The sequence below is a fragment of the Bradyrhizobium sp. CB2312 genome (assembly GCF_029714425.1).
Taxonomy (GTDB): domain Bacteria; phylum Pseudomonadota; class Alphaproteobacteria; order Rhizobiales; family Xanthobacteraceae; genus Bradyrhizobium.
This window is the reverse complement of the sequence record NZ_CP121668.1, coordinates 1,681,659-1,706,564: the sequence shown is the minus strand read 5'-3', so window position 1 is coordinate 1,706,564 and position 24,906 is coordinate 1,681,659. Positions and strand designations below refer to the sequence as shown.

Annotated in this window: 25 protein-coding genes; 13 read left to right on the top strand and 12 right to left on the bottom strand. The window is 65.6% G+C overall.

The annotated features are described in order from the left end of the window. Nucleotides 1-56: 56 nt before the first annotated feature. Genes QA642_RS08165 through QA642_RS08150 form a run of 4 tightly spaced genes read right to left on the bottom strand, consistent with a single transcriptional unit; the run spans nt 57 to nt 3,528 of the window. Nucleotides 57-1,343, bottom strand: coding sequence for an FAD-binding oxidoreductase (locus tag QA642_RS08165; protein WP_283086827.1), 1,287 nt, complete (start codon nt 1,341-1,343; stop codon nt 57-59). A 10-nt stretch (nt 1,344-1,353) separates the two neighbouring features. Continuing rightward, a complete protein-coding gene (locus QA642_RS08160) occupies nt 1,354-2,085 on the bottom strand; it encodes an amino acid ABC transporter ATP-binding protein (RefSeq protein WP_283084206.1) in 732 nt (243 codons plus the stop codon). Continuing rightward, nucleotides 2,082-2,735 (bottom strand): amino acid ABC transporter permease, encoded by a 654-nt coding sequence (locus QA642_RS08155; protein ID WP_027562571.1) that lies wholly within the window; start codon nt 2,733-2,735, stop codon nt 2,082-2,084. Before QA642_RS08155 ends, QA642_RS08160 begins: the two co-directional genes overlap by 4 nt. A 34-nt stretch (nt 2,736-2,769) precedes the next feature. After that, on the bottom strand, nt 2,770-3,528 hold the full coding sequence (locus QA642_RS08150; RefSeq protein ID WP_283084205.1) for an ABC transporter substrate-binding protein: 759 nt from the start codon (nt 3,526-3,528) through the stop codon (nt 2,770-2,772). Nucleotides 3,529-3,706: 178 nt separating this feature from the next. Between QA642_RS08150 and QA642_RS08145 the strand changes: the two genes are divergently transcribed. Further along, the gene (locus QA642_RS08145) at nt 3,707-4,366 is read left to right on the top strand and encodes a cupin domain-containing protein (protein ID WP_283084204.1); all 660 of its coding nucleotides are present in this window, start codon (nt 3,707-3,709) and stop codon (nt 4,364-4,366) included. Between the two features lie 94 nt (nt 4,367-4,460). Here QA642_RS08145 and QA642_RS08140 read toward each other — a convergent pair whose 3' ends face one another. Together QA642_RS08140 and QA642_RS08135 are read right to left on the bottom strand one after the other, a co-directional pair. Then, the gene (locus QA642_RS08140) at nt 4,461-5,726 is read right to left on the bottom strand and encodes a D-amino acid dehydrogenase (RefSeq protein WP_283084203.1); all 1,266 of its coding nucleotides are present in this window, start codon (nt 5,724-5,726) and stop codon (nt 4,461-4,463) included. A gap of 70 nt (nt 5,727-5,796) precedes the next feature. Beyond that, nucleotides 5,797-7,125 (bottom strand): aspartate aminotransferase family protein, encoded by a 1,329-nt coding sequence (locus QA642_RS08135; RefSeq protein ID WP_283084202.1) that lies wholly within the window; start codon nt 7,123-7,125, stop codon nt 5,797-5,799. 147 nt (nt 7,126-7,272) lie between these two features. Here QA642_RS08135 and QA642_RS08130 point away from each other — a divergent pair, with 147 nt between their 5' ends. Continuing rightward, the gene (locus QA642_RS08130) at nt 7,273-7,821 is read left to right on the top strand and encodes a cupin domain-containing protein (protein WP_018646206.1); all 549 of its coding nucleotides are present in this window, start codon (nt 7,273-7,275) and stop codon (nt 7,819-7,821) included. Between the two features lie 144 nt (nt 7,822-7,965). Next, nucleotides 7,966-8,118 (top strand): hypothetical protein, encoded by a 153-nt coding sequence (locus tag QA642_RS08125; RefSeq protein ID WP_283084201.1) that lies wholly within the window; start codon nt 7,966-7,968, stop codon nt 8,116-8,118. A 143-nt stretch (nt 8,119-8,261) separates the two neighbouring features. On the opposite strand, the gene QA642_RS08120 is transcribed toward QA642_RS08125, so the two are convergent. Genes QA642_RS08120 through QA642_RS08110 form a run of 3 tightly spaced genes read right to left on the bottom strand, consistent with a single transcriptional unit; the run spans nt 8,262 to nt 12,065 of the window. Beyond that, entirely contained in the window at nt 8,262-10,523 is a 2,262-nt protein-coding gene (locus QA642_RS08120) for a xanthine dehydrogenase family protein molybdopterin-binding subunit (protein ID WP_283084200.1), read from the bottom strand. Further along, nucleotides 10,516-11,571: a xanthine dehydrogenase family protein subunit M gene (locus tag QA642_RS08115; protein WP_283084199.1), complete on the bottom strand. Its 1,056-nt coding sequence runs from the start codon at nt 11,569-11,571 to the stop codon at nt 10,516-10,518. The genes QA642_RS08120 and QA642_RS08115 overlap by 8 nt, the downstream gene beginning before the upstream one ends. Next, nucleotides 11,568-12,065 carry a 2Fe-2S iron-sulfur cluster-binding protein gene (locus QA642_RS08110; protein WP_008140891.1) on the bottom strand — a complete coding sequence of 166 codons (498 nt, stop codon included), beginning with the start codon at nt 12,063-12,065 and terminating at the stop codon, nt 11,568-11,570. Before QA642_RS08110 ends, QA642_RS08115 begins: the two co-directional genes overlap by 4 nt. A gap of 241 nt (nt 12,066-12,306) precedes the next feature. Here QA642_RS08110 and QA642_RS08105 point away from each other — a divergent pair, with 241 nt between their 5' ends. Beyond that, nucleotides 12,307-12,945 (top strand): TetR/AcrR family transcriptional regulator, encoded by a 639-nt coding sequence (locus QA642_RS08105; protein WP_283084198.1) that lies wholly within the window; start codon nt 12,307-12,309, stop codon nt 12,943-12,945. 65 nt (nt 12,946-13,010) lie between these two features. Continuing rightward, nucleotides 13,011-13,418: a DUF4864 domain-containing protein gene (locus tag QA642_RS08100; RefSeq protein WP_283084197.1), complete on the top strand. Its 408-nt coding sequence runs from the start codon at nt 13,011-13,013 to the stop codon at nt 13,416-13,418. Here QA642_RS08100 and QA642_RS08095 read toward each other — a convergent pair. Next, entirely contained in the window at nt 13,415-14,680 is a 1,266-nt protein-coding gene (locus QA642_RS08095) for an MFS transporter (protein WP_283084196.1), read from the bottom strand. The genes QA642_RS08100 and QA642_RS08095 overlap by 4 nt on opposite strands. A gap of 75 nt (nt 14,681-14,755) precedes the next feature. On the opposite strand from QA642_RS08095, the gene QA642_RS08090 reads away from it, so the two are divergent. The 8 genes from QA642_RS08090 to QA642_RS08055 all read left to right on the top strand — a co-directional run bounded on the left by QA642_RS08090 (nt 14,756) and on the right by QA642_RS08055 (nt 22,231). Beyond that, nucleotides 14,756-15,274, top strand: a complete 519-nt coding sequence (locus QA642_RS08090) for a hypothetical protein (RefSeq protein WP_283084195.1) — start codon at nt 14,756-14,758, stop codon at nt 15,272-15,274. 79 nt (nt 15,275-15,353) lie between these two features. Then, a complete protein-coding gene (locus QA642_RS08085; RefSeq protein WP_283084194.1) occupies nt 15,354-15,638 on the top strand; it encodes a hypothetical protein in 285 nt (94 codons plus the stop codon). 9 nt (nt 15,639-15,647) lie between these two features. Continuing rightward, nucleotides 15,648-17,072: a TolC family protein gene (locus QA642_RS08080; RefSeq protein WP_283084193.1), complete on the top strand. Its 1,425-nt coding sequence runs from the start codon at nt 15,648-15,650 to the stop codon at nt 17,070-17,072. A 13-nt stretch (nt 17,073-17,085) separates the two neighbouring features. Then, nucleotides 17,086-18,423 carry a copper oxidase gene (locus QA642_RS08075; protein WP_283084192.1) on the top strand — a complete coding sequence of 446 codons (1,338 nt, stop codon included), beginning with the start codon at nt 17,086-17,088 and terminating at the stop codon, nt 18,421-18,423. 32 nt (nt 18,424-18,455) lie between these two features. After that, the gene (locus tag QA642_RS08070) at nt 18,456-18,911 is read left to right on the top strand and encodes a cupredoxin family protein (RefSeq protein WP_283086826.1); all 456 of its coding nucleotides are present in this window, start codon (nt 18,456-18,458) and stop codon (nt 18,909-18,911) included. 11 nt (nt 18,912-18,922) lie between these two features. Next, nucleotides 18,923-19,216: a copper-binding protein gene (locus tag QA642_RS08065; RefSeq protein ID WP_283084191.1), complete on the top strand. Its 294-nt coding sequence runs from the start codon at nt 18,923-18,925 to the stop codon at nt 19,214-19,216. Nucleotides 19,217-19,594: 378 nt separating this feature from the next. Beyond that, on the top strand, nt 19,595-21,736 hold the full coding sequence (gene flhA, locus QA642_RS08060; RefSeq protein WP_283084190.1) for a flagellar biosynthesis protein FlhA: 2,142 nt from the start codon (nt 19,595-19,597) through the stop codon (nt 21,734-21,736). Nucleotides 21,737-22,030: 294 nt separating this feature from the next. Then, the gene (locus QA642_RS08055; RefSeq protein ID WP_092193413.1) at nt 22,031-22,231 is read left to right on the top strand and encodes a hypothetical protein; all 201 of its coding nucleotides are present in this window, start codon (nt 22,031-22,033) and stop codon (nt 22,229-22,231) included. Between the two features lie 254 nt (nt 22,232-22,485). Here QA642_RS08055 and QA642_RS08050 read toward each other — a convergent pair whose 3' ends face one another. Both QA642_RS08050 and QA642_RS08045 read right to left on the bottom strand, forming a co-directional pair. Next, on the bottom strand, nt 22,486-23,703 hold the full coding sequence (locus tag QA642_RS08050) for an NAD(P)/FAD-dependent oxidoreductase (RefSeq protein WP_283084189.1): 1,218 nt from the start codon (nt 23,701-23,703) through the stop codon (nt 22,486-22,488). A gap of 117 nt (nt 23,704-23,820) precedes the next feature. Beyond that, complete coding sequence (locus tag QA642_RS08045) at nt 23,821-24,780, bottom strand: AraC family transcriptional regulator (protein ID WP_283084188.1); 960 nt, start codon at nt 24,778-24,780, stop codon at nt 23,821-23,823. Nucleotides 24,781-24,906 lie beyond the last annotated feature (126 nt).

Here is a 24,906-nt window from a genome sequence, read left to right as displayed (position 1 = left end):
GCTCCTAATTGCAAGTGTTGCAAGGCGTCGCTCCTGACCGGGCGGCGCCTTCTTCTTCAAATGCCGAGCCGGTCGCGCACGCGGCCCGCGATCACGGCGGTCGTCACGCCGACCGGCCAGAACGCATGCATCGGGATTGGCTTGATGCCCGTGATCGGCATGTCGATCTCGGCCTTGGCGCCGCCGATCAGCCGGCGCGCAAGCTGCGCGCCCATCGCGGTCGAGAGCGCGACGCCGCGGCCGTTGCAGCCGAGCGAGATCAGGATGCTTTCCGCCGGCTCGTGCACATGCGGGTAATGATCCCCGGTGATGGCGAGGCGGCTGTTCCAGCCATGGGTCCAGCTGACGCCCTTGAGCTGCGGCCACAGTCTCTCCGCATAACGCATGAGATAGGCGACATCGTTGGGTGACTTGATCCAGCGCATCGGGCCGCGGCCGCCCATCAAGAGGCGGTTCTGCTGGTCGATACGGTAATAGACGGTGATGTGGCCGCTCTCGTAGAGAACGGGGCGCGTCGGCATGATCGAGCGGGCAACCGCGTCCGACAGCGGGGCGGTGGCGGCGATCGAGGAAAACACCGGCACGATGGTGCGGCGGAGCGCGGGCCAGAGATCGTCCGTAAAGCCATTGGTCGCGAGCAGGACCTTGTCGGCATGCACCACCGCGCGCGGCGTCTCGATGCGCCAGCGGCTGCCGTCGCGGCGCAACGACAGCGCCGGCGTCTCCCCGTGGACCTTCGCGCCCGCCGAGATCGCAGCGCGCGCGAGACCGCGGGCGTAGCTGAGGGGATGCAAATCGCCGCCGCGCGTGTCGAGCATCGCGCCGATATAGCGGTCGGTGCCGGTCGTCTCGCGCAACTGCTCGCGATTGAGATACGACACCGGCATGCCGCGACGGATGCATTGCTGCGCCGTCTTCTCGATCGCCGCGGCGCTGGCTTCGTTATAGGCCGCGCGTAGCGTGCCGTTCTGCCGCGCTTCGCACGGGATCTGGTAGCGGCGGATCAGATCATGCGTGAAGTTCGTGGTGCCGTAGGAGAACGCGATCATGCGGCGGCCGAGCTCCGCGCCGAAGTCCGCCTCAATCTGATCGGGGTCGTGCTTCAGGCCGGGATTGGTGTGGCCGCCATTGTTGCCGGACGCGCCCCAGCCCGGCTCCTGCGCTTCCAGCACCAGGGCTTCGACGCCCTGCTCCGCCAGATGCAGCGCGGTGGAAAGGCCGGTGTAGCCGCCACCAACGATCGCAACGGACACGCTCTTGTCCGTATCGAGCGGCGGCGTCGCGACCGGCGCGACGGCGGTGTCGGCGTAAAGCGAGGGCGGCAGTGGCAGGCGCGTCATTATAGAAGTCCGGTCAGAGCGGATGCAGCACGCGGCGCAAGAAGTCCTGCGTGCGCGGGTGCTGGGGTTGGTTGAGCAGCGCCTTGGCCGGCCCCTGCTCGACGATGACGCCGCCGTCGATGAACAACACGCGGTCGGCGACGTCGCGGGCAAAGCCCATCTCGTGGGTGACGACGACCATGGTCATGCCTTCGTCGGCGAGCTTGCGCATCACGCCGAGGACGTCGCCCACAAGCTCGGGATCGAGCGCCGAGGTCGGCTCGTCGAACAGGATCGCCTTGGGCTGCATCGCCAGCGCCCGCGCGATCGCAACGCGCTGCTGCTGGCCGCCGGAAAGTTGCGGCGGATGCACGTCGGCCTTCTCGGCAAGCCCGACCCGGGCGAGCAGCGCGCGGCCGTGTTCGTACGCCCGGGCGCGCGGCTCCCTCTTCACGAACAGCGGTCCTTCGACGACGTTCTCCAGCGCGGTGCGATGCGGGAACAGGTTGAAGCGCTGGAACACCATCGAGACCTGGGTGCGGATGTTCACGATCGACGGCGCATCGCGGTCGACCTTCAGGCCTTCGACGCTGATCTCGCCGCGGTCGTAGCTTTCGAGGCCGTTGATACAGCGCAGGATGGTGGACTTGCCGGAGCCTGAGGGCCCGATGATGCAAACCACCTCGCCCTTCTGCACGGAGGCTGTGATGCCCTTGAGCACCTCGACCTTGCCAAAGCTCTTGTGGACGTCGTTCAGCTCGATCATTTCTTTCCGGCCCGCTTCTCGAAGTGACGGACCAGCAGGATCAGCGGAATGCTCATGGTGAGATACATCAGCGCCACCAGCGTGAACACGCTGGTGTTCTTGAAGGTGGATGACGCGATCAGCTTGCCTTGCAGCGCGAGCTCGGCGACCGTGATGGTCGAGGCTTGCGAAGAGTCCTTCAGCATCATGATCATGACGTTGCCGTAGGGCGGCAACACGATGCGCACGGCCTGCGGCAGCACCACGCGGCGCATGGTCAGCCACCAGCCCATGCCGATCGACTGCGCCGCCTCGATCTGGCCCTTGTCGATCGCCTCGATGCCGGCGCGGAAGTTTTCCGCCTGATAGGCCGAATAGGCGATGCCGAGCCCGAGGATCGCGGCCTGCAAGGCCGACAGCCTGACGCCGAGATCGGGCATGACGAAATAGAGGTAGAACAGCAGCACGATGATCGGGATGCCGCGGATCACGTTGATCAGGCTGGCGCTGAGCATCGACAGCGCCTTGATGCCGGAGACCCGCATCATCGCCCAGATCAGGCCGAGCACCGTCGAAAGCAGCAGCGAGCCGATGGTGACGATGATCGTCAGCGCGACGCCATTCATCAGGATCGGAAAGAACTCGACGGTGTCGTGCCAAAAACCTTTCATCGGGCAGCCTTCAATGACGCGCTATCGGCCTCGATCAACCTTGGGCCTTCAGGCCCCATTTATCGAGGATCTTGTCGATGGTGCCGTTGGCCTTCAGCTTCGCCAGTGACGCGTTGATCTTGCCGAGCAGCGCGGTCTCGCCCTTGCGTACGCCAATGCCGACCGAGCCGACGGTGACGGGCTTGTAGCCGTCGACGAGGCGCACCTCGGGAAAGCCGCCCTGCTTCAGATTGTAGGCGAGGATCGGATAGTCGGCATAGCCGGCCTTGAGGCGGCCGGTGTTCACGTCGCGCAGGATATCGGGGATGGTGTCGTAGGCCTTGACCTCGGCGAACAGGCCGCTCTTCTTCAGCGCATCGACGAAAGCGGTGCCGACTTGCGCGCCGACGGTCTCGCCCTTCAGATCGTCCTGGGTGGCATAGGCCTTGGTGTCGCTCTTCGGCACCACCAGACCTTCGCCATAGGTGTAGATCGGGTCGGAGAAGTCGACGACTTCCTTGCGCGGCGCCGTGATGAACATCGCGGCGGCGATGATGTCGATCTTGCTCGAGGTCAGCGACGGGATCAGCGCCGAGAACTGCATCGGCTCGATCTGCACGTTGAAGCCGGCATCCTTGCCCACCTCGGTGACGAGGTCGACCATGATGCCCTGGATGGTGTTGGTCTTGGTGTCGAGGAAGGTGAAGGGAATGCCCGTCGGCGTCGAGCCGACTTTCAGCACCTGCTGCGCCGAAGCCGGCGTTATCGCTGCAATTGCGAGTGCCGCGACCGCGGCCAGACCAAAACGCTTCATCGCATCCCCCTTTTGGGCTTGGCCGATGACGGCGCTCGCGCATCGTGATCAGACGTTGCGGGCCAAGCCGTTTCGGCCTATTTTCACCAATATGAAAATTTGGTCACACTTTCGCGGACGATGCAAGCGGTTTTCATGCACATGAAGGAAGCGGTTTGACGTGAGCGGTGGCAAAAGAATGCGCAAACCGGCCGCCGCAAAGCCGGCGACGAAGGTGAAGGCCAAGAAGGTGCCGGTCAAGGCTACCGCCAAGCCGGCCGAGCCGGCGATGGACGTCGCAGTCGGCCGCCGCATCCGCGATCTCAGGCGTGTCAGGCAATTCTCGCTGGAGACGGTCGCGGCGCGCACCGAGCTTTCGATCGGCTTCCTCAGCCAGATCGAGCGCGGCCTCTCCTCGCCGTCGTTGCGCGTGCTCGCCACGCTCGCCGACGTGCTCGGCGTCGGCATCGCCGCACTGTTCGGCGCCAGCCCGAGCGCCGACGGCGTATCGGATCAGGTGGTGACGCGCGGATTGCAGCGGCCCGAATTGAAGCTGTGGCGCTCCGGCGTGTCGAAACAATTGCTCAGTCCGGCCAGTCCCGACAACCGGCTCAACCTGTTCCTGGTGCATCTGGAGCCCGGCGGCTCCACCGGCGATGAGCTCTACACCCATGACGGCGAGGAAGCCGGCCTCGTGCTCGAGGGCGAGATGATGCTGACGGTGGACAGCGAGACGTGGTCGCTGAAGACCGGCGACAGCTTTCGCTTTGCGAGCCGCAGGCCGCACCGGTTCTCCAACCCGGCGAATGATGCGAAGGCCGTGGTGCTGTGGGTGAATTGCGTGACGGGGGCGGGGTAACTCGCCGTCATTCCGGGGCGGCTCGAAGAGCCGAACCCGGAATCTCGAGATTCCGGGTTCGCCTCTTCGAGGCGCCCCGGAATGACAGCGTCAATCATCCAAACCGGTGCTGATACCGCTCCACCGTCAGCGCGCTGACATCGACCTCCGGCTTCCTGCCCGACAGCATGTCCGCAAGCACGCGCCCCGAACCGCAGGACATGGTCCAGCCGAGCGTGCCGTGGCCGGTGTTGAGGTGGAGATTGGCGTATTGCGTCGGGCCGATCACCGGCGGGCCGTCCGGCGTCATCGGGCGCAGGCCGCTCCAGAACGTCGCCCTGGAGAGATCGCCGCCGCGCGGGAACAGGTCGGTCAACGAATGATCGAGCGTGGCGCGGCGCGCGTCGTACAGCTTGCTCGAATAGCCGGAGATCTCGGCGGTGCCGCCGACACGGATGCGATTGCCGAGACGGGTGATCGCGACCTTGTAGCTCTCGTCCATCACGGTCGATTCCGGCGCACCAGAGGCGTCCTTGATCGGCACGGTGATCGAATAACCCTTCACCGGATAGACCGGCAGCGAGATGCCGAGCGGCGCGACGAGGCGCGACGACCAGCTTCCGAGCGCGAGCACGTAAGAGTCGGCCTGCAACATCCCGGCGCTGGTCACGACGCCGGTGACGCGTGCGCCGTCCGTGACGATGCGGTCGATGCCGGTGTTGAACATGAAGCGCACGCCGAGCGCCTGGGCGTGCTTCGCCAGCGCCTGCGTGAACATGTGGCAGTCGCCAGTCTCGTCCTGCGGCAGGCGAAGCCCGCCGGCGAACTTTTCCTTCACGCCTGATAGCGCCGGCTCGACCGCGATACACCCTTCGCGGCTCAGCACCTCGAAAGGCACGCCGTACTGCTTGAGCACGGCGATGTCTTCGGCGGTGCCGTCGAGCTGGGCCTGGTAGCGGAACAGCTGGAGCGTACCCTGGGCGCGCTCGTCATATTGAATGCCGATGTCGCGGCGCAGATCGCGCAGGCAATCGCGGCTGTATTCCGCGATCGGGATCATCCGGCTCTTGTTGACCGCATAGCGCGCGCTGGTGCAGTTGCGCAGCATCTTGAGCAGCCAGACCCACATGACGGGATCGAGCTTCGGCCGGATCACCAGCGGGCCGTGCTTCATCAACAGCCACTTGACCGCCTTCACCGGCACGCCGGGGCCGGCCCATGGCGAGGAATAGCCGGGCGACACTTCGCCGGCATTGGCAAACGACGTCTCCAGCGCCGGTTCAGGCTGACGGTCAACGACCGTCACTTCGTGGCCGGCACGTGCGAGGTAGTAGGCAGAGGTGACACCGATGACACCGCTGCCGAGGATCAGAACTTTCACGCTTGGTCAAACTCCCGCGGCATCACGCTCGCCGCTGCAAGATAAAACTCCACAGCGGCGAGGGCAATTATCAGGCCACCCTCTTGATGGCGTCGCCGAGGATCGAGACGATCTGGTCGATATGGCTCTTCTCGACGATGAGCGGAGGCGACATCGCGAAGCTATCGCCGCTCATGCGCAGGTAGAGACCGGTGTTGAAGCAGTCGACCATCACGTCATAGCCGCGCGCACCGACGACACCGTCACGCGGGGCGAGCTCGACCGCGCCCATCAGGCCGCAATTGCGGATGTCGACGACGTTCGGCAGACCCTTCAGCGAATGCAGCGCATCGCGCCAGTATTCGGCCATCGTGGCGCCGCGCGTGAGCAGGCCCTCGTCCTTGTAGATGTCGAGCGTGGCGATACCCGCGGCGCAGGCGGTCGGATGCGCGGAATAAGTGTAGCCGTGGAACAGCTCCATCTGGTTCTCGGGGCCGACCATCATGCCGTCATGCACCTTGCGGCTCGCGAACACGGCGCCGCAGGGAATGGTGCCGTTGGTGATGCCCTTGGCCGTCGTCATCAGGTCCGGCGTGACGCCGAAGAAGTTGGCGGCGAACGGCGTGCCGAGGCGGCCGAAGCCGGTGATGACCTCGTCGAAGATCAGGAGGATGCCGTGCTTGTCGCAGATCTCGCGCAGACGCTGCAGATAGCCCTTCGGCGGCGGCAGCACCGCGGTCGATCCCGGCACCGGCTCGACGATGACGGCGGCGATGGTCTCGGCGCCATGCAGGCCGACCAGACGCTCGAGATCATCGGCGAGCTCTGCGCCATGCTCGGGCTGGTCCTTGGCGAAGGCGTTGCGGGTAAGGTCATGCGTGTGGCGAATGTGATCGACGCCCGGCAGCAGGGTCGCGAAGGCGCGGCGGTTGGCGACCATGCCGCCGACCGAGGTGCCGCCGAAACCGACGCCGTGATAGCCGCGCTCGCGGCCGATCAGGCGGGTGCGGCTCGACTGGCCGTTGGCGCGGTGATAGGCCAGCGCAATCTTCAGCGCGGTGTCGACCGATTCAGAGCCTGAATTGGTGAAGAAGACGCGGTCGAGGCCCTTCGGCGCGATCTCGGCGAGACGCTCGGCGAAGTCGAACGCGAGCGGATGGCCCATCTGGAAGGTCGGCGCGAAGTCCAGCGTCATCAGCTGCCGCTCGACCGCCGCGGCAATCTGCTTGCGGCCGTGCCCGGCATTGACGCACCACAGGCCCGCGGAGCCGTCGATCACCTTGCGGCCGTCGACCGTGGTGTAGTGCATGCCCTCGGCCGAGGAGAACAGGCGCGGCGCCTTCTTGAACTGACGGTTGGCCGTGAACGGCATCCAGAACGAGTCGGTCTTGATAGTGTTTGGAATCTGATGAAGGGTCACGGCCGCGCTCCTTTGCTGACCCGCTAGCAGAGCCACGGCTTCGATAGCGCAACAAGTCCTTTTCTGGTGACCTGCAAGCCATTGATTTCACTGGGGCTGCCGGTCCATATTTGCGCGATCCGCAACACCTGAAACAGGGCCAAGGGCATGAGCGTCGACATCGGTGGACGGCTGCGATTCATCCGGGCGCGCCACAAGCTGTCGCAGCGCGAGCTGGCAAAGCGCGCCGGCGTCACCAATTCGACCATCTCGCTGATCGAGTCCAACCAGATGAACCCGTCGGTCGGCGCGCTCAAGCGCATCCTCGACGGCATCCCGATGGGGCTCGCTGAATTCTTCGCGCTGGAGCCGGAGTCCAGGCGCAAGATCTTCTACCGCGCCGAGGAGCTGACCGAGGTCGGCAAGAAGCCGATCTCGTACCGGCAGGTCGGCGACAATCTGTTCGGCCGCAGCCTGCAGATCCTGAAGGAACGTTACGAGCCCGGCAGCGACACCGGGCGTGTGCACCTCGTCCATGACGGCGAGGAAGGCGGTATCGTGATCTCGGGCAAGCTCGAAGTCACCGTCGAGGACGAGCGCCGCATCCTCAATCCTGGCGATGCCTATTATTTCGAGAGCCGCCGCCCGCATCGCTTCCGCTGTGTCGGCGGCAAGCCGTGCGAAGTGATCTCGGCCTGCACGCCGCCGACGTTCTAACGCGCGATCAGCGCTATCCGGGCTCCTACGGGAGTGCCCGGTGTCTTACGGAGCTTGATCCATCTCAATTTCCGCGCGCCGATCCTCTATATGATGCGAGCCGTAGCCGAGAGACATTCCGGCGCCGCTTCATAAGGCTCGCAGATGAAGATCACGCTCGCCAATGCAGAGGCTGCGCTCGACGAAGTGCAGCGCGATGCCGACAAGCTCCATTCGCGCGAGCTGCGCAAGGCGATTGCCGAGTACATCGAGACGCAGCGCGAGGCGCTGAAGGCGCTCCGCAAGAAGCTGCATTAAAGCATGATCCGGAAAAGTGCGCAGCGGTTTTCCGAAAAGATCATGCTCAAACAACAGCCTAAAGCGCGATGACGATTCATCCTAATCTCATCGCGCTTTAGATGTGCGCGGCGGAGCGAGACGATCTCGCCCCGCCTTTTGCTTCAACGCTCCGTCAGCAATTCCTCGATCCTGATCGGGAACCGACGCACGCGCACGCCGGTCGCATGCCAGACGGCATTGGCGACCGCGCCGGCACTGCCGGTGATGCCGATCTCGCCGACACCCTTGATGCCCAGCGCATTGACATGCGGATCGTGCTCCTCGACCGTGATCACGTCGAGCGGCGGCACGTCGGCATTCACGGGGATATGGTACTCGCCGAGATTGGCATTCATGATCCGCCCGCTGCGGCGATCGGTGATGGCTTCCTCGTGCAGCGCGAAGGACATGCCCCAGATCATGCCGCCGAACAGCTGGCTCTTCACCAGATGCGGATTGACGATGCGCCCGGCCGCGAAGGCGCCGACCATCCGGGTGACGCGGGCCTGGCCGAGTTCGGGATCGACCTTCACCTCCGCGAACACCGCGCCGTGGGCATGCATCGCATACTCCTCCATCGCCGCAGGATTCGGCGCGCCGGTGCCGCGCGCCTCGACCTCGGCAACGCCGGCGCGCGCCAGGATCTCAGTGTAGCTTTCGCCGCGGCTCTCGTCGTCGCGCCGGATCAACCGGCCATCGCGCGCGATCACGCCGGCATTGCCGGCGCCGAACAGCGGCGAGCGTTCGTCGCCGGTCGCGAGATCGGCGAGCTTTGCGATCACGGCCGCGCCGGCGCTGTGGATCGCGGCACCTGCGGTCGCCGTGTGGGCCGAGCCGCCAGCGATTCCGGCATCGGGCAGGTCGGATGTGCCGGCCTTGAACTCGACACGGTCGATGTCGAGACCGACGGCATCGGCCGCGATCTGGGCGAGCGCGGTCCAGGCGCCCTGCCCCATGTCGTGTGCGCCGATTTCCATGGCACCTGAGCCATCGCGGCGGATCACAGCGCGCGCCTCGGCCTGGAACATCAGCGCCGGGAAGGTGGCGGTGCCCATGCCCCAGCCGACCAGAAGGCCGGCCTCGTCGCGCATCTGCCGCGGCTGAAGCGAGCGCTTCGCCCAGCCGAAGCGCGCCGCGCCCTGCTCGTAGCAGGCCCGCAGCGCCTTTGAGGAGAAGGGTCGTCCCGTCATCGGCTCGACCTCGGCATAGTTCTTGAGGCGGAAGGCGAGCGGGTCGATGCCGCAGGCCCAGGCCATCTCATCGATTGCGCTTTCGAGCGCGATCGAGCCGGTCGCTTCGCCCGGCGCGCGCATGAACAGCGGCGTGCCGGTGTTGACGCGCACGGCGTCATGCGAGGTGCGGATCGCCGGCGCGGCATAGAGCGTGTGCGAGGCATCGGCCGCGGGTTCGTAGAAATCGTCGAATGTGCTCGACACGGTCCTGGCGTGATGATCGAGCGCGGTCAGCCGCCCCTCGCCGTCGGTGCCGACGCGCAGGCGCTGGCGCGTTGGCGCGCGATGACCGACCGGCCCATACATCTGCTCGCGGCGCAACACCAGCTTGACCGGCTTGCCGACCAGCTTGGCCGCCATGATGCCGAGAACCGGGGGACCGGCCATCAGCCCCTTCGAGCCGAAGCCGCCGCCAAGGAACGGACTGCGGATGTGGATCTTGTCATGCGCAATGCCGAACAGTTCGGCAACGCGCGCCAGCGACAGCATCAGGCCCTGCGTCGGCATGTCGATCCGGAGATTGTCACCGTCCCAATGAGCGACGATCGCGTGCGGCTCCATCGCGTTGTGATATTGCGGCGGCGTCTCGTAGATCGCATCGATCCGCTTCTCGGCCGCGGCAAGGCCCGCCTCGACATCGCCGCGGTGGTTTTCCGTGGGATTGCCGACGCCGACGACCGGCGGCACATAACTTCCGCCGGCATCGAGGCCGACCAGCGCGGGCAGCGTCTCGTAACGCGGCGCCAGCAATGCGGCGCCTTCGGTGGCAGCTTCCAGCGTTTCCGCGATCACGACGGCGATCGGCTGGTTGGCGTAGCGGACCTCATTGCTCTGCAACACCTCCATCCGGAACACGAATGGATTGGTCTTGATCTCCGGATCGATCGCGAGCGCAGGCTTGTGGTCGGGCGTCATGACGTCGACCACGCCGGGATGGCGTTTTGCGGCGGCGACATCGAGCGAGGTGACGCGGCCATGCGCGATGCCCGACACCGCCATCACCGCAAACAGCATCCCGTGCGGATGATTGTCGGCGGCATAGGTCGCACGGCCCGTGACCTTGAGCACGCCATCGCGCCGGGTCAGCGGCTGGCCGATGTTCGAGCCGTGACGCAGATGGGCGGGTGCGCTGGTGAGATTGAGCTCAGGCATGGATGGCTCCGGATGTGGAGGCAAAGGGAGAGGCCGGCAGCGCGGGGATGCGCGCGGGCGTACCGGCGGCGGCGAGGGTCAGCGCGCGCACGACGATGCGGCGCGCGAGCTCGATCTTGAAGGCGTTGTCGCCGGATGGCTTTGCGTCGGTGAGCGCGCGCCAGGCGGCTTCCTGGAATGCGTCGGCCGTGGGCGCGACGTTTTTGAGCACATCCTCCGCCGCGCGGGCACGCCAGGGCTTTGCGGCGACGCCGCCGAGCGCAAGCCGCGCTTCGGCGATCTTGCCGTTCTCGATCCGCAACGCAGCCGCAGCCGAAACGACGGCAAAGGCATAGGATGTGCGCTCGCGAACCTTGAGATAGCGCGCATGCGCGGCAAAGCCGCGGGCGAGCGGCGGCAGGCGAACCGCGACGATGAGGTCGCCGGGCTCCAGCGCCGATTCACGCTCCGGCGTATTGCCGGGCAAGCGATGCAGCTCGTCGAGCACGATCTCGCGACGGCCGCTCCTGCCCTCGATCTCGACGACGGCGTCGAGCGCGACGAGCGGCACACAGAAATCGGACGGATGGGCGGCGATGCAGCTCTCGCTCCAGCCGAGCACGGCATGGGTGCGGTTCTCACCCTCGCGAGCGTCGCAGCCAGAGCCGGCCTCGCGCTTGTTGCAGCGGCTGGCGGTGTCGTAGAAATACGCACAGCGCGTGCGTTGCAGCAGATTGCCGCCGACGGTCGCGGCATTGCGCAATTGAGCCGACGCGCCGGAGAGCAGCGCTTCGGCCACGGCAGGATACGACCGCGCGAATTCCGCATCATGCGCGAGATCGGCATTGCTGACCAGCGCGCCGATGCGCAACGATCCGTCGGCGAGGGTCTCGATTTGATCGAGCCCGTCGAGATGCGTGACGTCGACCAGGCGATCCGGACGGCTGACGCCGCCCTTCATCAGATCGAGCAGATTGGTGCCGGCGGCAAGATAGACAGCGCCCGGCTGGGCGGCCGCAGCGACGGCTTCAGCGATCGTGACCGGCCTGACATAATCGAACTGTTTCATGCGGAGCGCCTCTGATTGGATTCGTCCATGCCGGCCTGCGCTTCCAGCACGGCATCGACGATGCCGGCATAGGCGCCGCAGCGGCACAGATTGCCGCTCATGCATTCGCGGATGCGCTCGGGATCGTTGCCGGCCTGCGCCTCCTGCATCATGCCGATCGCGCTCATGATCTGGCCGGGCGTGCAGAAGCCGCACTGGAATCCGTCATGGGCGATGAAGGCGGCCTGCACCGGATGAAGCTGGTCGCCGCGCGCGACGCCCTCGATGGTGAGGATGTCGGCACCGTCATGGCTGATGGCGAGCGCGAGGCAGGAATTGATGCGCTTGCCGTCGACGAGAATGGTGCAGGCGCCGCACTGGCCGCGGTCGCATCCCTTCTTGGTACCGGTGAGATGGAGGCGCTCACGCAGGAGATCGAGCAGCGTGACGCGCGGATCGTCGAGGACGAAGTCGCGCCGCGCACCGTTCACGGTGAGGCTGATGGAGTGGTTCATACAAGGCTCCGATCAGATATGGACATGGCTCATCGCTCGGCGCGCCACCGCCGTGGCCGCCGTCGATATCGTGTGGACCGGGCGGAACCCGGCCAACATCCCAACGAAGATACGGAGGCACCCTCCGCTTAACAAGGGCCGCGCAAAAATATTTGGAAATCGTCAAAAGCCCATGCGCATACAACGCGATGAAGCCAGCCAAGGGTTCAATCTAACCAATTCGTGATCTACATTGCCTGATATGGACGACCACACTGACCAGACCCGAAAGCCCCGCGCCGACGCCGTGCGCAATCGCGAGCGCGTGCTCGAAGCGGCCAAGGTCGTGTTCAACGCGGGCGGTCCGGAGGCGAGCCTCGAAGCGGTGGCGAAACGCGCCGGCGTCGGCATCGGCACGCTCTACCGGCATTTCCCGACGCGCGAGGATCTGTTCGAGGCGGTGTACCGACGAGAGGTCGAGCAGCTCAGCGAGCTTGCCGAGCAGTTGAAGAATGCCAAGGATCCGGTCGATGCCCTGCAACGCTGGCTGCGCTCGGGTGTCGAATTCGTCGCCACCAAGAAGGGCATGGTGGCAGCCCTGGCGCTTGCGGTCCAAAGCGGTTCCGAGCTGCACGCCTTCTCGTTCGATCGGCTGACGAAGGCCATCGGTTCGCTGCTCAACCGCGCAGTCGCGGCCGGCGAGATGCGCGCCGACATCAGTCCCGAGGACTTGCTGCGCGCGTTCTTCGGCATGTGCTACATGCACGACCAGCCCGGCTGGCAATCCTCTGTGCTGCGGATGCTCGACGTGTTCGTGGACGGGCTGCGGGTGCAGACGGCCGCCAAGGCCAAGGCGCGCACCACGAAGCCCGCGAAGCCGGCGGTGAAACGGAAGCGGTAGCGAGCCCGTACCTCCAAAGGTCGTGCTAGGATCAGCACCGCCGGGATTTCAACGCGGAGCCTGTCATGCGCATCGCCGCCTTGCTCGTCGCTCTCAGTATCGCGTTCAGCCCGATCTCAGCACGTGCCGACGATGTCGCGGCGGCACAGAGCGTCATCCGCGCCCAGGAGCAGGCGTTCGGCCGCAACGATGCGGCCGCGGCTTATTCCTACGCTGCACCGGCGATCAAGGAGATCTTCCCCGCCCCCGACATCTTCATGTCCATGGTGCAGAACGGCTACGCGCCGGTCTACCGGCACAAGAGCTTTGAGTTCGGCGAGAGCAAGAGCGAAGGCAACTGGATCGCCCAGCACGTCCACATCGTCGACGCCAATGGCGAAGCCTGGGAGGCACTGTACACGCTCGAGCAGCAGGCCGACGGCAGCTACAAGATCACCGGCTGCTCGCTGCTGAAGGCGGGACAGGCGGTCTAAGTGGCCAAGCCCGGACCGGCCCTGACCGAGCCCATCCGCGAACGGATCAGCAGCAGCACGACGATGCCGATGTTGAGCGCGTTCCAGGCGACGCCGTTGGCGAAGGCCGCGCCGTAGGAGCCGGTGGCATCGAAGATGACGCCCGACACCCAGCCGCCGAAGGACATGCCGAAAACCGAGGCGAAGATCACGATGCCGACGCGGGTTGCGGCTTCGCTCGCCGGCATCGCCTCGCGCACAATGATGGCGTAGCTCGGCACGATGCCGCCCTGGAACAGGCCGAACATCGCCGAGATGATGTAGAGCGAGGCGAGGCTGTCGAAGAACAGGTAGAACACCAGCGCAAACCCTTGCGTCAGCGATCCCACCAGCAGCGTGCGGATGCCGCCGATCTTGTCGGCGAGATAGCCAGAGCCGATCCGACTGATGATGCCGCAGGCCATCATCAGCGACAGCATCTCGGCGGCGCGCGCCACGCCGTAGCCGAGGTCGCCGCAATAGGCGACGATATGGACTTGCGGCATCGCCATGGCGACGCAGCAGGAGATGCTGGCGATCGAGAGCAGCACTGTCAGCGTGTTGGTCGAGAGCTTGAGATCGACCCGTGGCGGAGGTGCCTTGGCGTGGTCATGGACCGTGTCATTGCCCATCTGCGCGCGCAGCACCAGCACCAGGATGGTCATCAGGCCCACGCAGACGAGGCCGATGCCGATATGGGTGGTACGCCAGCCGATCGTCTGCATGCCCCAATTGACGAGCGGCGGCCACATCGTGCCGGCGACATAATTGCCGCTGGCGACGATGGTCACGGCCAGGCCGCGATAGCGTTCGAACCAGTGCGAAGCCTCTGCCATCAGCGGCGCGAAGGTCGCGGACGTGCCGAGCCCGATCAGAAAATAGGCCGCCACGAACTGCCAGAGCTGGGTCGACAACCCCGCCAGCGTATTGGCGACGCCAAGAAAGGCGATGCTGATCGCCATCGCCGGCACGATGCCGAACCTGTCGGTGATCTTGCCCGCGATCACGCCGCCGAGCCCGAAACCGAACATCATCAGCGTGAAGGCCAGCGACACCGCGCCGCGCGTGGCGGCGAACTCGGCCTGCACGGCGGGAATCATCACCACGATCGCCCACATGCCGACGCCCCCGATCGAGCCGATCAGCAGCGCGAGCAGCAGTCGCACCCATGCCTGACGGGAATCAGGAGTGAAGGAAGCCGGTCTTTGTTCTGGATGATTTGGCGCGTGCACGGCGCGGACCATGTTCGCGGATCGCCTCGCGGTCAAGCATCGTGCCGCGATAATGGGCATGCGCGGTGCACTGCGGTAAGAAGGAGCTTGGCGAAACCGCGCTTTGCCATTAGTTTGCAATCTGCGTGTGCAACATTGCCGCGCGAAGAGCATGTCGGCGGAATGTTGTTGCGATTGACACGATCGATGCGGATCAGGGTGGGGCGCCTCATTGCTCTCGCCTACCTGTTCTGCGTGCTCGCGCCGGCAGCCGCCCTTGCCTGGGGCAGTGGTCCAGCGCCATGCCTCGACGACGCGCGTCTTGCCGACCTCGTTCCGGCACATCACCAGATGGCCGCGAATCATGTGCACGGCGACGTGTCTCATGACCGCGCAGGATCGCACGCGCATCACCAGACCGCCGCACAGGACGCACCCGCGTCGCATCATCATGACGGCAAGGGCAAGGCTGGCCCGTGCTGCGCGATGATGTGCGTGAGCGCGCTGCCGGCCGATCTGCCCAGCGTCGCAAAGCCGCTTCAGCCCGTCTCCGCCTGCGCGCCCGAGATCGTGGCCAGCCTGCACAGCACGGCGCCGCCTCAGCGCTACCGCCCTCCCATCGCCTGATCTGACACGCGACGACGTCAGGCCGAGCGTGCATCCGCGCGCGCGGACCTGTGGTCTCCAGACAGATCAGGGATGATTCATGCTTACGCTTTCCGGGGCGAAGTCCGCCGCCGCATCTGCGGCGCGTCGAGGACGCTTTCTATTCAATTGGCCGCTGCTGGCCTTGGCTGCATTGGCGCTGTCCGGCTGCATGCCGGCAACCACGCAAATTGCGAGCGCGAATCCCGCCGATCCGGCGGCGAAGGTGGCACGCGTCGGCTATCGCTCGACCATCGCGCCCTACACCAGCCTGCGGCCCGCGACCCCGGCACCATGGCGCGACCGCAACGACGCCGTCGCGCCGCAGCCGAAGCAAGACCGGTAGGAGCGCGACATGGCACATCATCTTGCGCGGGGCCTGCTCATGCTCACCGCGTTCGGACTCTCCGGCTGCATGGCATTCTCACCGGACGGCGGCATGACGATGGTCTCCGACCTCACCAGCCAGACCATCAAGAAGGACGTCGCCTTCGTCCGATCGGCCGAAGGCGCCGAGGCCGTCGACGCGACCGTCCGCCGGTTGCTGGCGCGCACGCTGACCGTCGAGACCGCCGTGCAGATCGCGCTGCTCAACAACAAGGGGCTGCAAGCCGCTTACAACGAGCTGGCGCTGGCCGAAACCGAACAGGTCGAGCAGAGCCTGCCACCCAACCCCGTGTTCTCGATCTCGCGGATCTCGGGCAATGGCGCAAACGAGATCGAGCGCCAGGTCGTCGGCGACATCCTCGCCCTCGCAACACTGCCGTTCCGCTCCGAGATCGCCCGCGACCGCTTCCGTCAGGCTCAATTGCGCGCGGCGCTGGCGACGTTGCGGCTCGCGGCCGACGTGCGCCGCGCCTATGTCCGCGCGGTCACCTGCAACGAGCTGGTGGTGCTGCTGACGGACGCGAAGGCCACGGCCGAATCGACCGCCCAGCTCGCCGTGAAGCTCGGCGAGACCGGCTCGATCAACAAGCTCGACCAGGCCCGCGAACAGGTGTTCTACGCCGAGACCACCGCCGACCTTGCCACAGCGCGGCAGGCCGCGACGAGCACGCGCGAAAGACTCGCGCGCCTGATGGGACTGTGGGACGACGGCCTCGACTTCCGTCTGCCCAATCAGTTGCCGCCCTTGCCGGGCCGGCCGCAAGCCCTGCCCTCGATCGAGGCCGACGCGGTCGCCCATCGCATCGACCTGCAGATCGCGCGGCTGGAACTGACGGCGCTGGCAAAAGCGCTGAACCTCACCGAGGCGACGCGCTTCGTGACGCTGCTTGATCTCGCCGGCATCTCCCGCCGCACCCAGGATCCGGAAGGGCCGCCGTTCCGCGAACGCGGCTTCGACGTGCAGTTCCAGATTCCGATCTTCGACGGCGGCGAGGTCCGCGTGCGGCAGGCGGCGGAGACCTACAATCTCGCCTTCAACCGCCTGACCGAGCGTGCCGTGAACGTTCGCTCGGAGGCGCGCGATGCTTATCGCACCTATCGGTCCACGTACGACATAGCCAGCCATTTCCAGCGTGAGATCGTTCCGCTGCGCAAGATCATCACCGAGGAGATGCAGCTGCGTTTCTCCAGCATGCAGGTCGACATCTTTGCACTGCTGACCGAGGCGCGGCAGCGCCTGGCGTCGCTGCGCGGCGCGATCGATGCCAGACAAAGATTCTTCCTCGCGCAGGCCGACTTGCAGACCGCCGTCAATGGCGGCGGCTCGCCGACTTCCGGCAGCGACCCTTCAACCACCATCGCTGCGGCAGCGTCTGCCGATGGCGACCACTGAGACGGAGGCCATCATGTTTTCCCGCCGAGGATTTTTAGGCACTGCCGCGCTCGCCAGCGCATCCGTCGTCAGCGGCCGCGTGCAGGCGGCCTCGATTCCGGAAGCCCCGCACATGGACAAGGTGGTGATGCAGCCGCCGCTGCACCCCATCAGCGGACCCGATTATCGCCCCGTGGTCACGCTGAACGGCTGGTCGCTGCCGTTCCGCATGAACGGCGACTGGAAGGAATTCCATCTCGTCGCCGAGCCCGTGGTGCGCGAGTTCGCCGAAGGCATGAAGGTGAATTTGTGGGGCTATAACGGCCAGTCGCCGGGCCCGACCATCGAGGCGGTCGAGGGCGACAAGGTCCGCATCTTCGTCACCAACCGCCTGCCTGAATACACCACCGTGCACTGGCACGGCATGATCGTGCCAAGCGGCATGGACGGCGTTGGCGGCCTGAACCAGCCGCACATCGATCCGGGCAAGACCTTCGTCTACGAGTTCGAGATGAAGAAGAGCGGGACCTTCATGTACCACCCGCATTCCGACGAGATGGTGCAGATGGCGATGGGCATGATGGGCATGGTCGTCGTGCATCCGCGCGACCCGAATTTCCGGCCCGTCGACCGCGACTATGTCTTCGTGATGAGCACCTATCGCGTCGATCCCGGCAGCTATCTGCCGCAGGTCAACGAGATGACTGACTTCAACATGTGGACCTGGAATTCGCGGGTGTTTCCGGGAATCGATCCGCTGCCGGTGCGGCTCGGCGACAAGGTGCGCGTGCGCATCGGCAATCTCAGCATGACCAACCATCCGATCCACCTGCACGGCCACAGCTTCGCGGTGACCTGCACCGACGGCGGCTGGATTCCGGAGAGCGCGCAGATTCCCGAAACCACCACCGACGTTCCCGTCGGCGCGGTACGGGTATTCGACGTGCTCGCCGACAATCCCGGCGACTGGGCGTTCCACTGCCACAAGTCGCACCACACCATGAACGCAATGGGACACGAGGTGCGCACGCTCATCGGCGTGTCGCGCAAGGATCTTGCCAAGGCCGTCGGCAAGCTCGCGCCCGACAGCATGGCCATGGGCTCGACCGGCATGGCGATGGGCAACATGGAGATGCCCGCGCCAGACAACACGCTGCCGATGATGACCGGCACCGGCCAGTTCGGGCCGATCGAGATGGGCGGCATGTTCACGGTGATGAAGATCCGCGAAGACCTCGCGCGCGACGATTATCGCGATCCCGGCCCCTACAAATTCCCGCAAGGCACCGTCGCCTACGAAGTCACCCCACCGGCCGCAGAGCCGGCGCGGCAGCAAGGCGGCACCCCGCCGATGAAGCACATGAAGATGTGAGCGTTTCGATGAACCACCAACTGGAGAAGAAGATGAAGACGACGATCAAACTCGGATTCGCGCTGGCTGCGCTTTCAATCGCACCGGCCTTTGCCCACGACCAGCACGATCACGGGACCTTTTCGGCCGGCGAGCCGGGCGATCCCAAGAAGCCCGCGCGTATCATCGAGATCCTGATGAACGAGATGGACTACGCGCCCGCCAAGGTCGAGGTCAAACGCGGCGAGCAGATCCGCTTCGTGCTGCGCAATGTCGGCAAGGAGGATCATGAGTTCCTGCTCGCGACACCCAAGGAGAATCTCGCGCATGCGGAGGTGATGAAGAAGCATCCGCACATGGAGCACGACGATCCCAACGGCGTGCGGCTCGCGCCGAGCAAGACTGCCGAGATCCTCTGGAAGTTCACCAAGGCTGGCACGTTCGAGTTTTCCTGCCTGATCCCCGGCCATCGCGACTACGGCATGGTCGGCCACGTCACCGTAAACTGATGGAGACTCCCATGAACCGCATCATCCGCATCGCGGCAGCACTGGCGCTGACGGCGAGCCTTGCCACCGGAGCCTTCGCCGCCTCGATCAGCGGCGAGGTCAAGAAGATCGACGAAGGCGCCGGCAAGATCACGCTCAAGCACGGCCCGGCGAAGAACCTCGGCATGGAGGAGCCCATGACCATGGTCTACCGCGTCAAGGACCCCGCTTTGCTGAAGCAGGTGAAGGTCGGCGACAAGGTGACCTTCGAGGCCGAGGAGGCGCCGGCCGGGTACACGGTGACGAAGATGGAGAAGGCGAAGTAGGCGGCGGCTTCCTCGCCGCCGACTTGAGCACCAGACACCTCCACGACGTCATGGCCGAGTTCGTCCCGGCCATCCACCCCTTTCCACGCGGCACAAAGAACGTGGATGCCCGGGACAAGCCCGGGCATGACGACTTCTTCCGTGCCCGCAGCCCCCGAATTCCCCTGCCCAGACCTCCTGCCGCACCCTTCGTTAACCCTTTGCTAACCATACACCGGGCAAAAATTGCCGGGTGAAGTCGAGTGTCGTCGGCCGCGTTAGAACGGGGGATCCCCTGTGGACGCCAGTGCGGTGCCTCACTTTCGGAACGGCGGCCCCTCGGCCGCCGCGCAGACATTTGGGGCGCGCGGCCGGCAGTCGCGCGGGGAGGCAGCTACCATGGTCGACGTCACCGCGGGACAGGGCGTAGGCGCAGCCAAGCCCGGCATCCCCTCCCTCAACGAGATCGTCAGCGTCCTCAAGCGCGGCGACATCGCGCTCGCGCTCGGCATCCTCACCATCCTGGTGGTGTTGATCCTCCCCCTGCCCGCGATCGTGCTGGACCTGTTCCTGGCGATCTCGATCACGCTCTCGATCCTGATCCTGATGACCTCGCTGTTCATCCAGGCGCCGCTCGAATTCTCGGCCTTCCCGACCATCCTCCTGATCTCGACCATGCTGCGCCTGTCGCTCAACATGGCCTCGACGCGCCTGATCCTGTCGCACGGGCATGAGGGCACGGATGCCGCCGGTCACGTCATCGAAGCCTTCGGCAGCTTCGTGATGGGCGGAAATTTCGTCATCGGCATCATCGTCTTCGCCATCCTGATCATCGTCAATTTCGTCGTCATCACCAAGGGTTCGGGCCGTATCGCCGAAGTCGCCGCCCGCTTCCACCTCGATGCCATGCCCGGCAAGCAGATGGCGATCGACGCCGACCTCTCCGCCGGCCTGATCGACGAGAAGGTCGCCAAGCAGCGGCGCAAGGAGCTGGAGGACGAGAGCGGCTTCTTCGGCGCCATGGACGGCGCCTCGAAATTCGTCCGCGGCGATGCCATCGCCGGCCTCCTGATCGTCTTCATCAACGTCGTCGGCGGCATGATCATCGGCGTCGCGCAGCAGGGCCTCTCCTTCGCCGACGCCGGGCGCAGCTACACGCTGCTGACAGTCGGTGACGGCCTCGTCACCCAGGTGCCGGCGCTGATCGTCTCGACCGCGGCGGGCCTGCTCGTCTCCAAGGCCGGCGTCTCCGGCGCGGCCGACAAGGCGCTGATGAAGCAGTTCTCCGGTTATCCGCAGGCGCTGGCGATGTCCTCGGCTGTGATGCTGGTGCTGGCGGCCCTGCCGGGCATTCCGACCATCCCGTTCCTCGCGCTCGGCGCCGGCGCCGGCGCGCTGGCCTGGCACGCCCGCAACCACAAGCGCACCACGGTCAAGGCCGAGGAAGCCGCCAAGACCGCCCCCGCGGCAGGTCAGCCCGGCGCGCCGGGCGCCGCTGCAGCCGAGGAGCCGATTTCCGCGGCGCTGAAGATCGACGACCTCAAGATCGAGCTCGGCTATGCCCTCTTGCCGCTCGTCAACGGACCCGACGGCACCGACCGCCTCACCGAGCAGATCAAGGCGCTGCGCCGCTCGCTGGCGATCGAGATGGGCTTCGTGATGCCGGCGGTGCGCATCCTCGACAACGTCCAGCTCGAAGCCAACACCTACATCATCAAGATCAAGGAGGTCGACGCCGGCACCGGCAAGATCTGGCCGAACCAGTTCATGGTCATGGACCCCGGCGGCAGCCAGGTTCAGGTGCCCGGCATCCACACCACCGAGCCGACGTTCGGCCTGCCCGCGACCTGGGTCGATGCCAGCCTCAAGGAAGAGGCCTCGCTCAAGGGCTACACCGTCGTCGACGCCGCGACCGTGCTCTCGACCCATCTCACCGAGCTGCTCAAGGCCAACATGTCGGACCTGCTCTCCTATGGCGAGGTGCAGAAGCTGCTCAAGGAGCTGCCGAAGGAGCAGAGCGAATTGGTCAAGGACATCGTGCCGGGACAGGTCACGGTCTCCGGCATCCAGCGCGTGCTGCAGCTGCTGCTGGCCGAGCGTATCTCCATCCGCGACCTCTCGACCATCCTCGAAGGCATCGCCGACTCGCTCGCCTTCTCGCGCAATCCCGCGACCATGGTCGAGCACGTCCGCGCCCGCCTGGCGCGACAGATCTGCGCGCAAAACACCTCCTACAACGGGTATCTGCCGCTGATCGCGCTCTCGGCGAAGTGGGAACAGGCGTTCGCCGAATCCATCATCGGCCAGGGCGAGGAGCGCAGCCTCGCGATGCAGCCCTCGAAACTGTCGGAGTTCATGACGGCCGTGCGCGAGGCGTTCGAGCGCGCCGCCCGCGAAGGCGAGGCTCCGGTGCTGGTCACCTCTGCGGCAATTCGTCCGTTCGTACGTTCCCTGGTCGAGCGGTTCCGGGCCCAGACGACCGTGCTGTCGCAGGCTGAAATCCACCCCAGGGCGAGGTTGAAAACGGTCGGAAGCATCTGATTTGCCTTAAGAAGCCGTGTGTTTTTCGGCCACAGGCAAATGGTTTTTGAGTTCCTGGCGCTTTGTCGACCAAAGGCCGAAAAGGCGCCCGACGAGCACATTACATCTTTGAAATAATTATATAATCGAACGATCCAGCGTCGTTTTTGATCGCGATCTTTCACGTCCTTTCACGCTCTTGTGATGGCCTCTTGGGAACGAATCCCCCCAATACTACGTTGTTGGGCACCGGAAGCATGAACCTGCCTGAAACGGCCGGCGACTACTTCGGGTAGATGGCGGCAGGAGGCTTCCATGAACCACTCGATCTACAGCGCCGATCGCTCGACCCATTTGAAGATTGTGGTCGTGGCCCTCGTCGCAGGGATCGCGGTGGCAGGCTTCGGCATCACGGCACGCTCGGGTTCGGATGAAGGTCTGACCCAGACGGCCCGCGTCATCAAGGCCGGCAAGCCGGTCGTTATCACCAGCTCGAACGCGTCCCTCGTTCGATAAGGAGATCTAGCGAGTTTTGTGAATTCACGCGGCTCTTTACCAGCCCCCCAAAGTCGCCGCGTGGATATGTAGACGACCCCAACCCCAAGTCGACTACAGAAAGCGCCCGCCCCCCACGGGCGCTTTCTCATGTCTGGGTACCTCGTCATTGCGCGCGCAGCGAAGCAATCCAGACTGTCTCCGCGGAAAGATTCTGGATTGCTTCGCTGCGCTCGCAATGACGGAGTAAAGGGCGCGGCCGTCGCCCGCCCCAACTACCTCACCCCGTAAGTCGGCGGCGGCGCCTGCACCGTCGGCGCTGCGGCTGCGAACAGCTCGTCCTTGCTGCCCGAGAGCGGCGGATAGATCCGCTTGCAGTTGATGGTCTGCTTGGTCGCCTTCGCGGCCTGACCGGTCGTGCGGACCTCGCGATCCCACCCCTCCGTATAGAGCGCGCCCCAGCCGCCGAGATCGAGCACCGTCACGTACCAGTCGATCCGCAGCGGCAGCATCGGCCGGCCCGCGAGATCGGCCACGACATTGTGGCCCGCGAAACGGCCCATCGGCCGCGCGAACTGGCAGGACATCACGGTCGGATGCAAGCCATCGACGACGCTCGAGGCGACGTCGCCGGCCGCGAACACGCCGCCGACATCCGCCACCCGCATGAAGGGATCGACCAGCAGGCGCCCGAGGCGGTCGCGCGCGTCCGGAAAGCTCGCCGCGAGACGGCTTGCACGCATCCCCGCGCACCAGATCACCGTCTGGGTCGGGATGAACTCGCCCGAGCTCAGGTGCATGCCGGCGGCCTCGACCGATGCGACACGCACGCCGAGCCTTGTCTCGACCTCGAGCGAAGCCAGCGCGGTCTCAATCACGGGACGCGCATGCGCGCCGATGGTGGCGCCGACGGCCGGATTGGAATCGACCAGGATGATACGGCGACTTCCGGTGATGCCCGCGCGCGCCAGCCGGTCCGGCATTTCGGCCGCGACCTCGATGCCAGTAAAGCCGGCGCCGACCACCACGACCGTGGAGCGCCCCGGCGACGGCACGCTGCGTCCGAGCGAGGTGAGATGCTCCTCGAGATTGAGCGCCGCGGCATAGGTATCGACGTCGAACGCATGCTCGGCAAGGCCCGGAATGTCGGGCCGCATCACCTCGCTGCCGAGCGCCAGCACCAGGCGGTCGTATCTCAGCGTCTCGTCACCGCGGTCAGTGACCAGCGAAATCTCACGCCGTGCCGGATCGATGGTCTCGACCTCGCCGATGCCGTGACTGACGCCGATCGGATCCAGCAGTTGCGGCAGCGGAATGGCGACCTCGGACAGATCGACCTCGTAATTGCGCACGCGGATGTTGTGATAGGGATTGCGGTCAATGAGGCGGATCTCGATGTCGCTGTTAGCGCCGATCTCCTCGCGCATGCGCGCGGCACCGATGGCCGCCCACAGGCCTGCAAACCCGGCGCCGAGCACGACGATACGCGCCATGTCCGCCTACTACGCTTTCCCAAGGATTCCTACGGTCTGCCCGCGCTGGCAGGTATAGCGCATTGGCTCCGGCCGACCAACTGCGGCAGCGCGGCACCCGCTGCACAAAAACGTGGCTCAGGCCTCGCGCAATTGCGACGGCGTCGCGCCAAAGCGCTTGCGGAAGGCGCGGTTGAAATAGGACAGATCAGAGAACCCCGAGGAGTGCGCGATGTCGCTGATCTTGCGCGCCCTGGCGCGGGGATCGCCGAGCAGCTTGCGCGCCTGTAACAGGCGCTGCTCCAACACGAATTCGGTGAAGGTCGTGCCGGCCTGCTCGAACAGGCGTTGCGCCTGGCGCGGGCTGAGCCCCGAGCGCGTTGCGATCTCGGACAGGCAGAGATCGTTGCGGCCGAGCGCGGCCATCACGTCGGCGCGCATGAGATCGAGACGTGCCGCCGCATGCCCGCGGCCGCGGGCGAGGCTTGCATGCTCGGCATCGGTGCCGAGCAGGAGGCCAACGAGATCGACCATGTGCTGCGCGGTCAGGCGCTGTCCGACGGCGTCGAGATGCGGCGCGTGATGGGCGGCAAGCGCGTGATAGCGGAAGATGGTCTCGGCCACCGCACCGTCGGAGAGCACTTGCGACAGCTTCTCCTCGGCGCGCGGATTGATGTCGAGCAGCGCGCGGCGCGGCATGCGGATGGTGGTGAAGCGGTCCTCGTCGGTGTGCCCGACGGTGCCGGTGACGCTCATGTCGACCAGCACCATCTGCGCCGGCGCAAGCTCGACGGTATGGCCGTTCTGCCCGACCCGAACGAGGCCCGCATGGGCCGAAATCAGCACGAGGTCGTCGCTGCCGTCGGCAAGATGGCTCTGCGTGCGCGTGTATTGCGCGGAGGCGCCTTCGGGAAGGGCGAGCGCGATATTGTCGACCACGCTGATCTGGAGCCGGCAGTCGATGCTGTCGCCGTGGCTCGGCCCGATGTCGAGACCGCAGGCACCGAAGGCCCGCTCGCGCCACTGTTCGAAGGCCGGACCGTGCGGCAGTCCTGCATATTGGTGGACGAAGATGCCCGGCGTCCTTGCTGCATCCATCTGATTTCCTGCCCCTCTCCGGCGCGCGCGCGCCATCATGATCGGCGACGCCGACTGCAAATTCCGGGCATTTGACGCCCAGAATTGCGGGGAGGTTCAAATCGGGGCTGGATTGGGCGGAATTTG

Coding starts and splice junctions, on each gene's coding strand:
- QA642_RS08160 (WP_283084206.1), bottom strand. CDS start 2,085: ATGATCGAGCTGAACGACGTCCACAAGAGCTTTGGCAAGGTCGAGGTG.
- QA642_RS08155 (WP_027562571.1), bottom strand. CDS start 2,735: ATGAAAGGTTTTTGGCACGACACCGTCGAGTTCTTTCCGATCCTGATG.
- QA642_RS08150 (WP_283084205.1), bottom strand. CDS start 3,528: ATGAAGCGTTTTGGTCTGGCCGCGGTCGCGGCACTCGCAATTGCAGCG.
- QA642_RS08145 (WP_283084204.1), top strand. CDS start 3,707: ATGCGCAAACCGGCCGCCGCAAAGCCGGCGACGAAGGTGAAGGCCAAG.
- QA642_RS08130 (WP_018646206.1), top strand. CDS start 7,273: ATGAGCGTCGACATCGGTGGACGGCTGCGATTCATCCGGGCGCGCCAC.
- QA642_RS08125 (WP_283084201.1), top strand. CDS start 7,966: ATGAAGATCACGCTCGCCAATGCAGAGGCTGCGCTCGACGAAGTGCAG.
- QA642_RS08120 (WP_283084200.1), bottom strand. CDS start 10,523: ATGCCTGAGCTCAATCTCACCAGCGCACCCGCCCATCTGCGTCACGGC.
- QA642_RS08115 (WP_283084199.1), bottom strand. CDS start 11,571: ATGAAACAGTTCGATTATGTCAGGCCGGTCACGATCGCTGAAGCCGTC.
- QA642_RS08110 (WP_008140891.1), bottom strand. CDS start 12,065: ATGAACCACTCCATCAGCCTCACCGTGAACGGTGCGCGGCGCGACTTC.
- QA642_RS08105 (WP_283084198.1), top strand. CDS start 12,307: ATGGACGACCACACTGACCAGACCCGAAAGCCCCGCGCCGACGCCGTG.
- QA642_RS08100 (WP_283084197.1), top strand. CDS start 13,011: ATGCGCATCGCCGCCTTGCTCGTCGCTCTCAGTATCGCGTTCAGCCCG.
- QA642_RS08095 (WP_283084196.1), bottom strand. CDS start 14,680: ATGGTCCGCGCCGTGCACGCGCCAAATCATCCAGAACAAAGACCGGCT.
- QA642_RS08085 (WP_283084194.1), top strand. CDS start 15,354: ATGCTTACGCTTTCCGGGGCGAAGTCCGCCGCCGCATCTGCGGCGCGT.
- QA642_RS08080 (WP_283084193.1), top strand. CDS start 15,648: ATGGCACATCATCTTGCGCGGGGCCTGCTCATGCTCACCGCGTTCGGA.
- QA642_RS08075 (WP_283084192.1), top strand. CDS start 17,086: ATGTTTTCCCGCCGAGGATTTTTAGGCACTGCCGCGCTCGCCAGCGCA.
- QA642_RS08070 (WP_283086826.1), top strand. CDS start 18,456: ATGAAGACGACGATCAAACTCGGATTCGCGCTGGCTGCGCTTTCAATC.
- QA642_RS08065 (WP_283084191.1), top strand. CDS start 18,923: ATGAACCGCATCATCCGCATCGCGGCAGCACTGGCGCTGACGGCGAGC.
- flhA (WP_283084190.1), top strand. CDS start 19,595: ATGGTCGACGTCACCGCGGGACAGGGCGTAGGCGCAGCCAAGCCCGGC.
- QA642_RS08055 (WP_092193413.1), top strand. CDS start 22,031: ATGAACCACTCGATCTACAGCGCCGATCGCTCGACCCATTTGAAGATT.
- QA642_RS08050 (WP_283084189.1), bottom strand. CDS start 23,703: ATGGCGCGTATCGTCGTGCTCGGCGCCGGGTTTGCAGGCCTGTGGGCG.
- QA642_RS08045 (WP_283084188.1), bottom strand. CDS start 24,780: ATGGATGCAGCAAGGACGCCGGGCATCTTCGTCCACCAATATGCAGGA.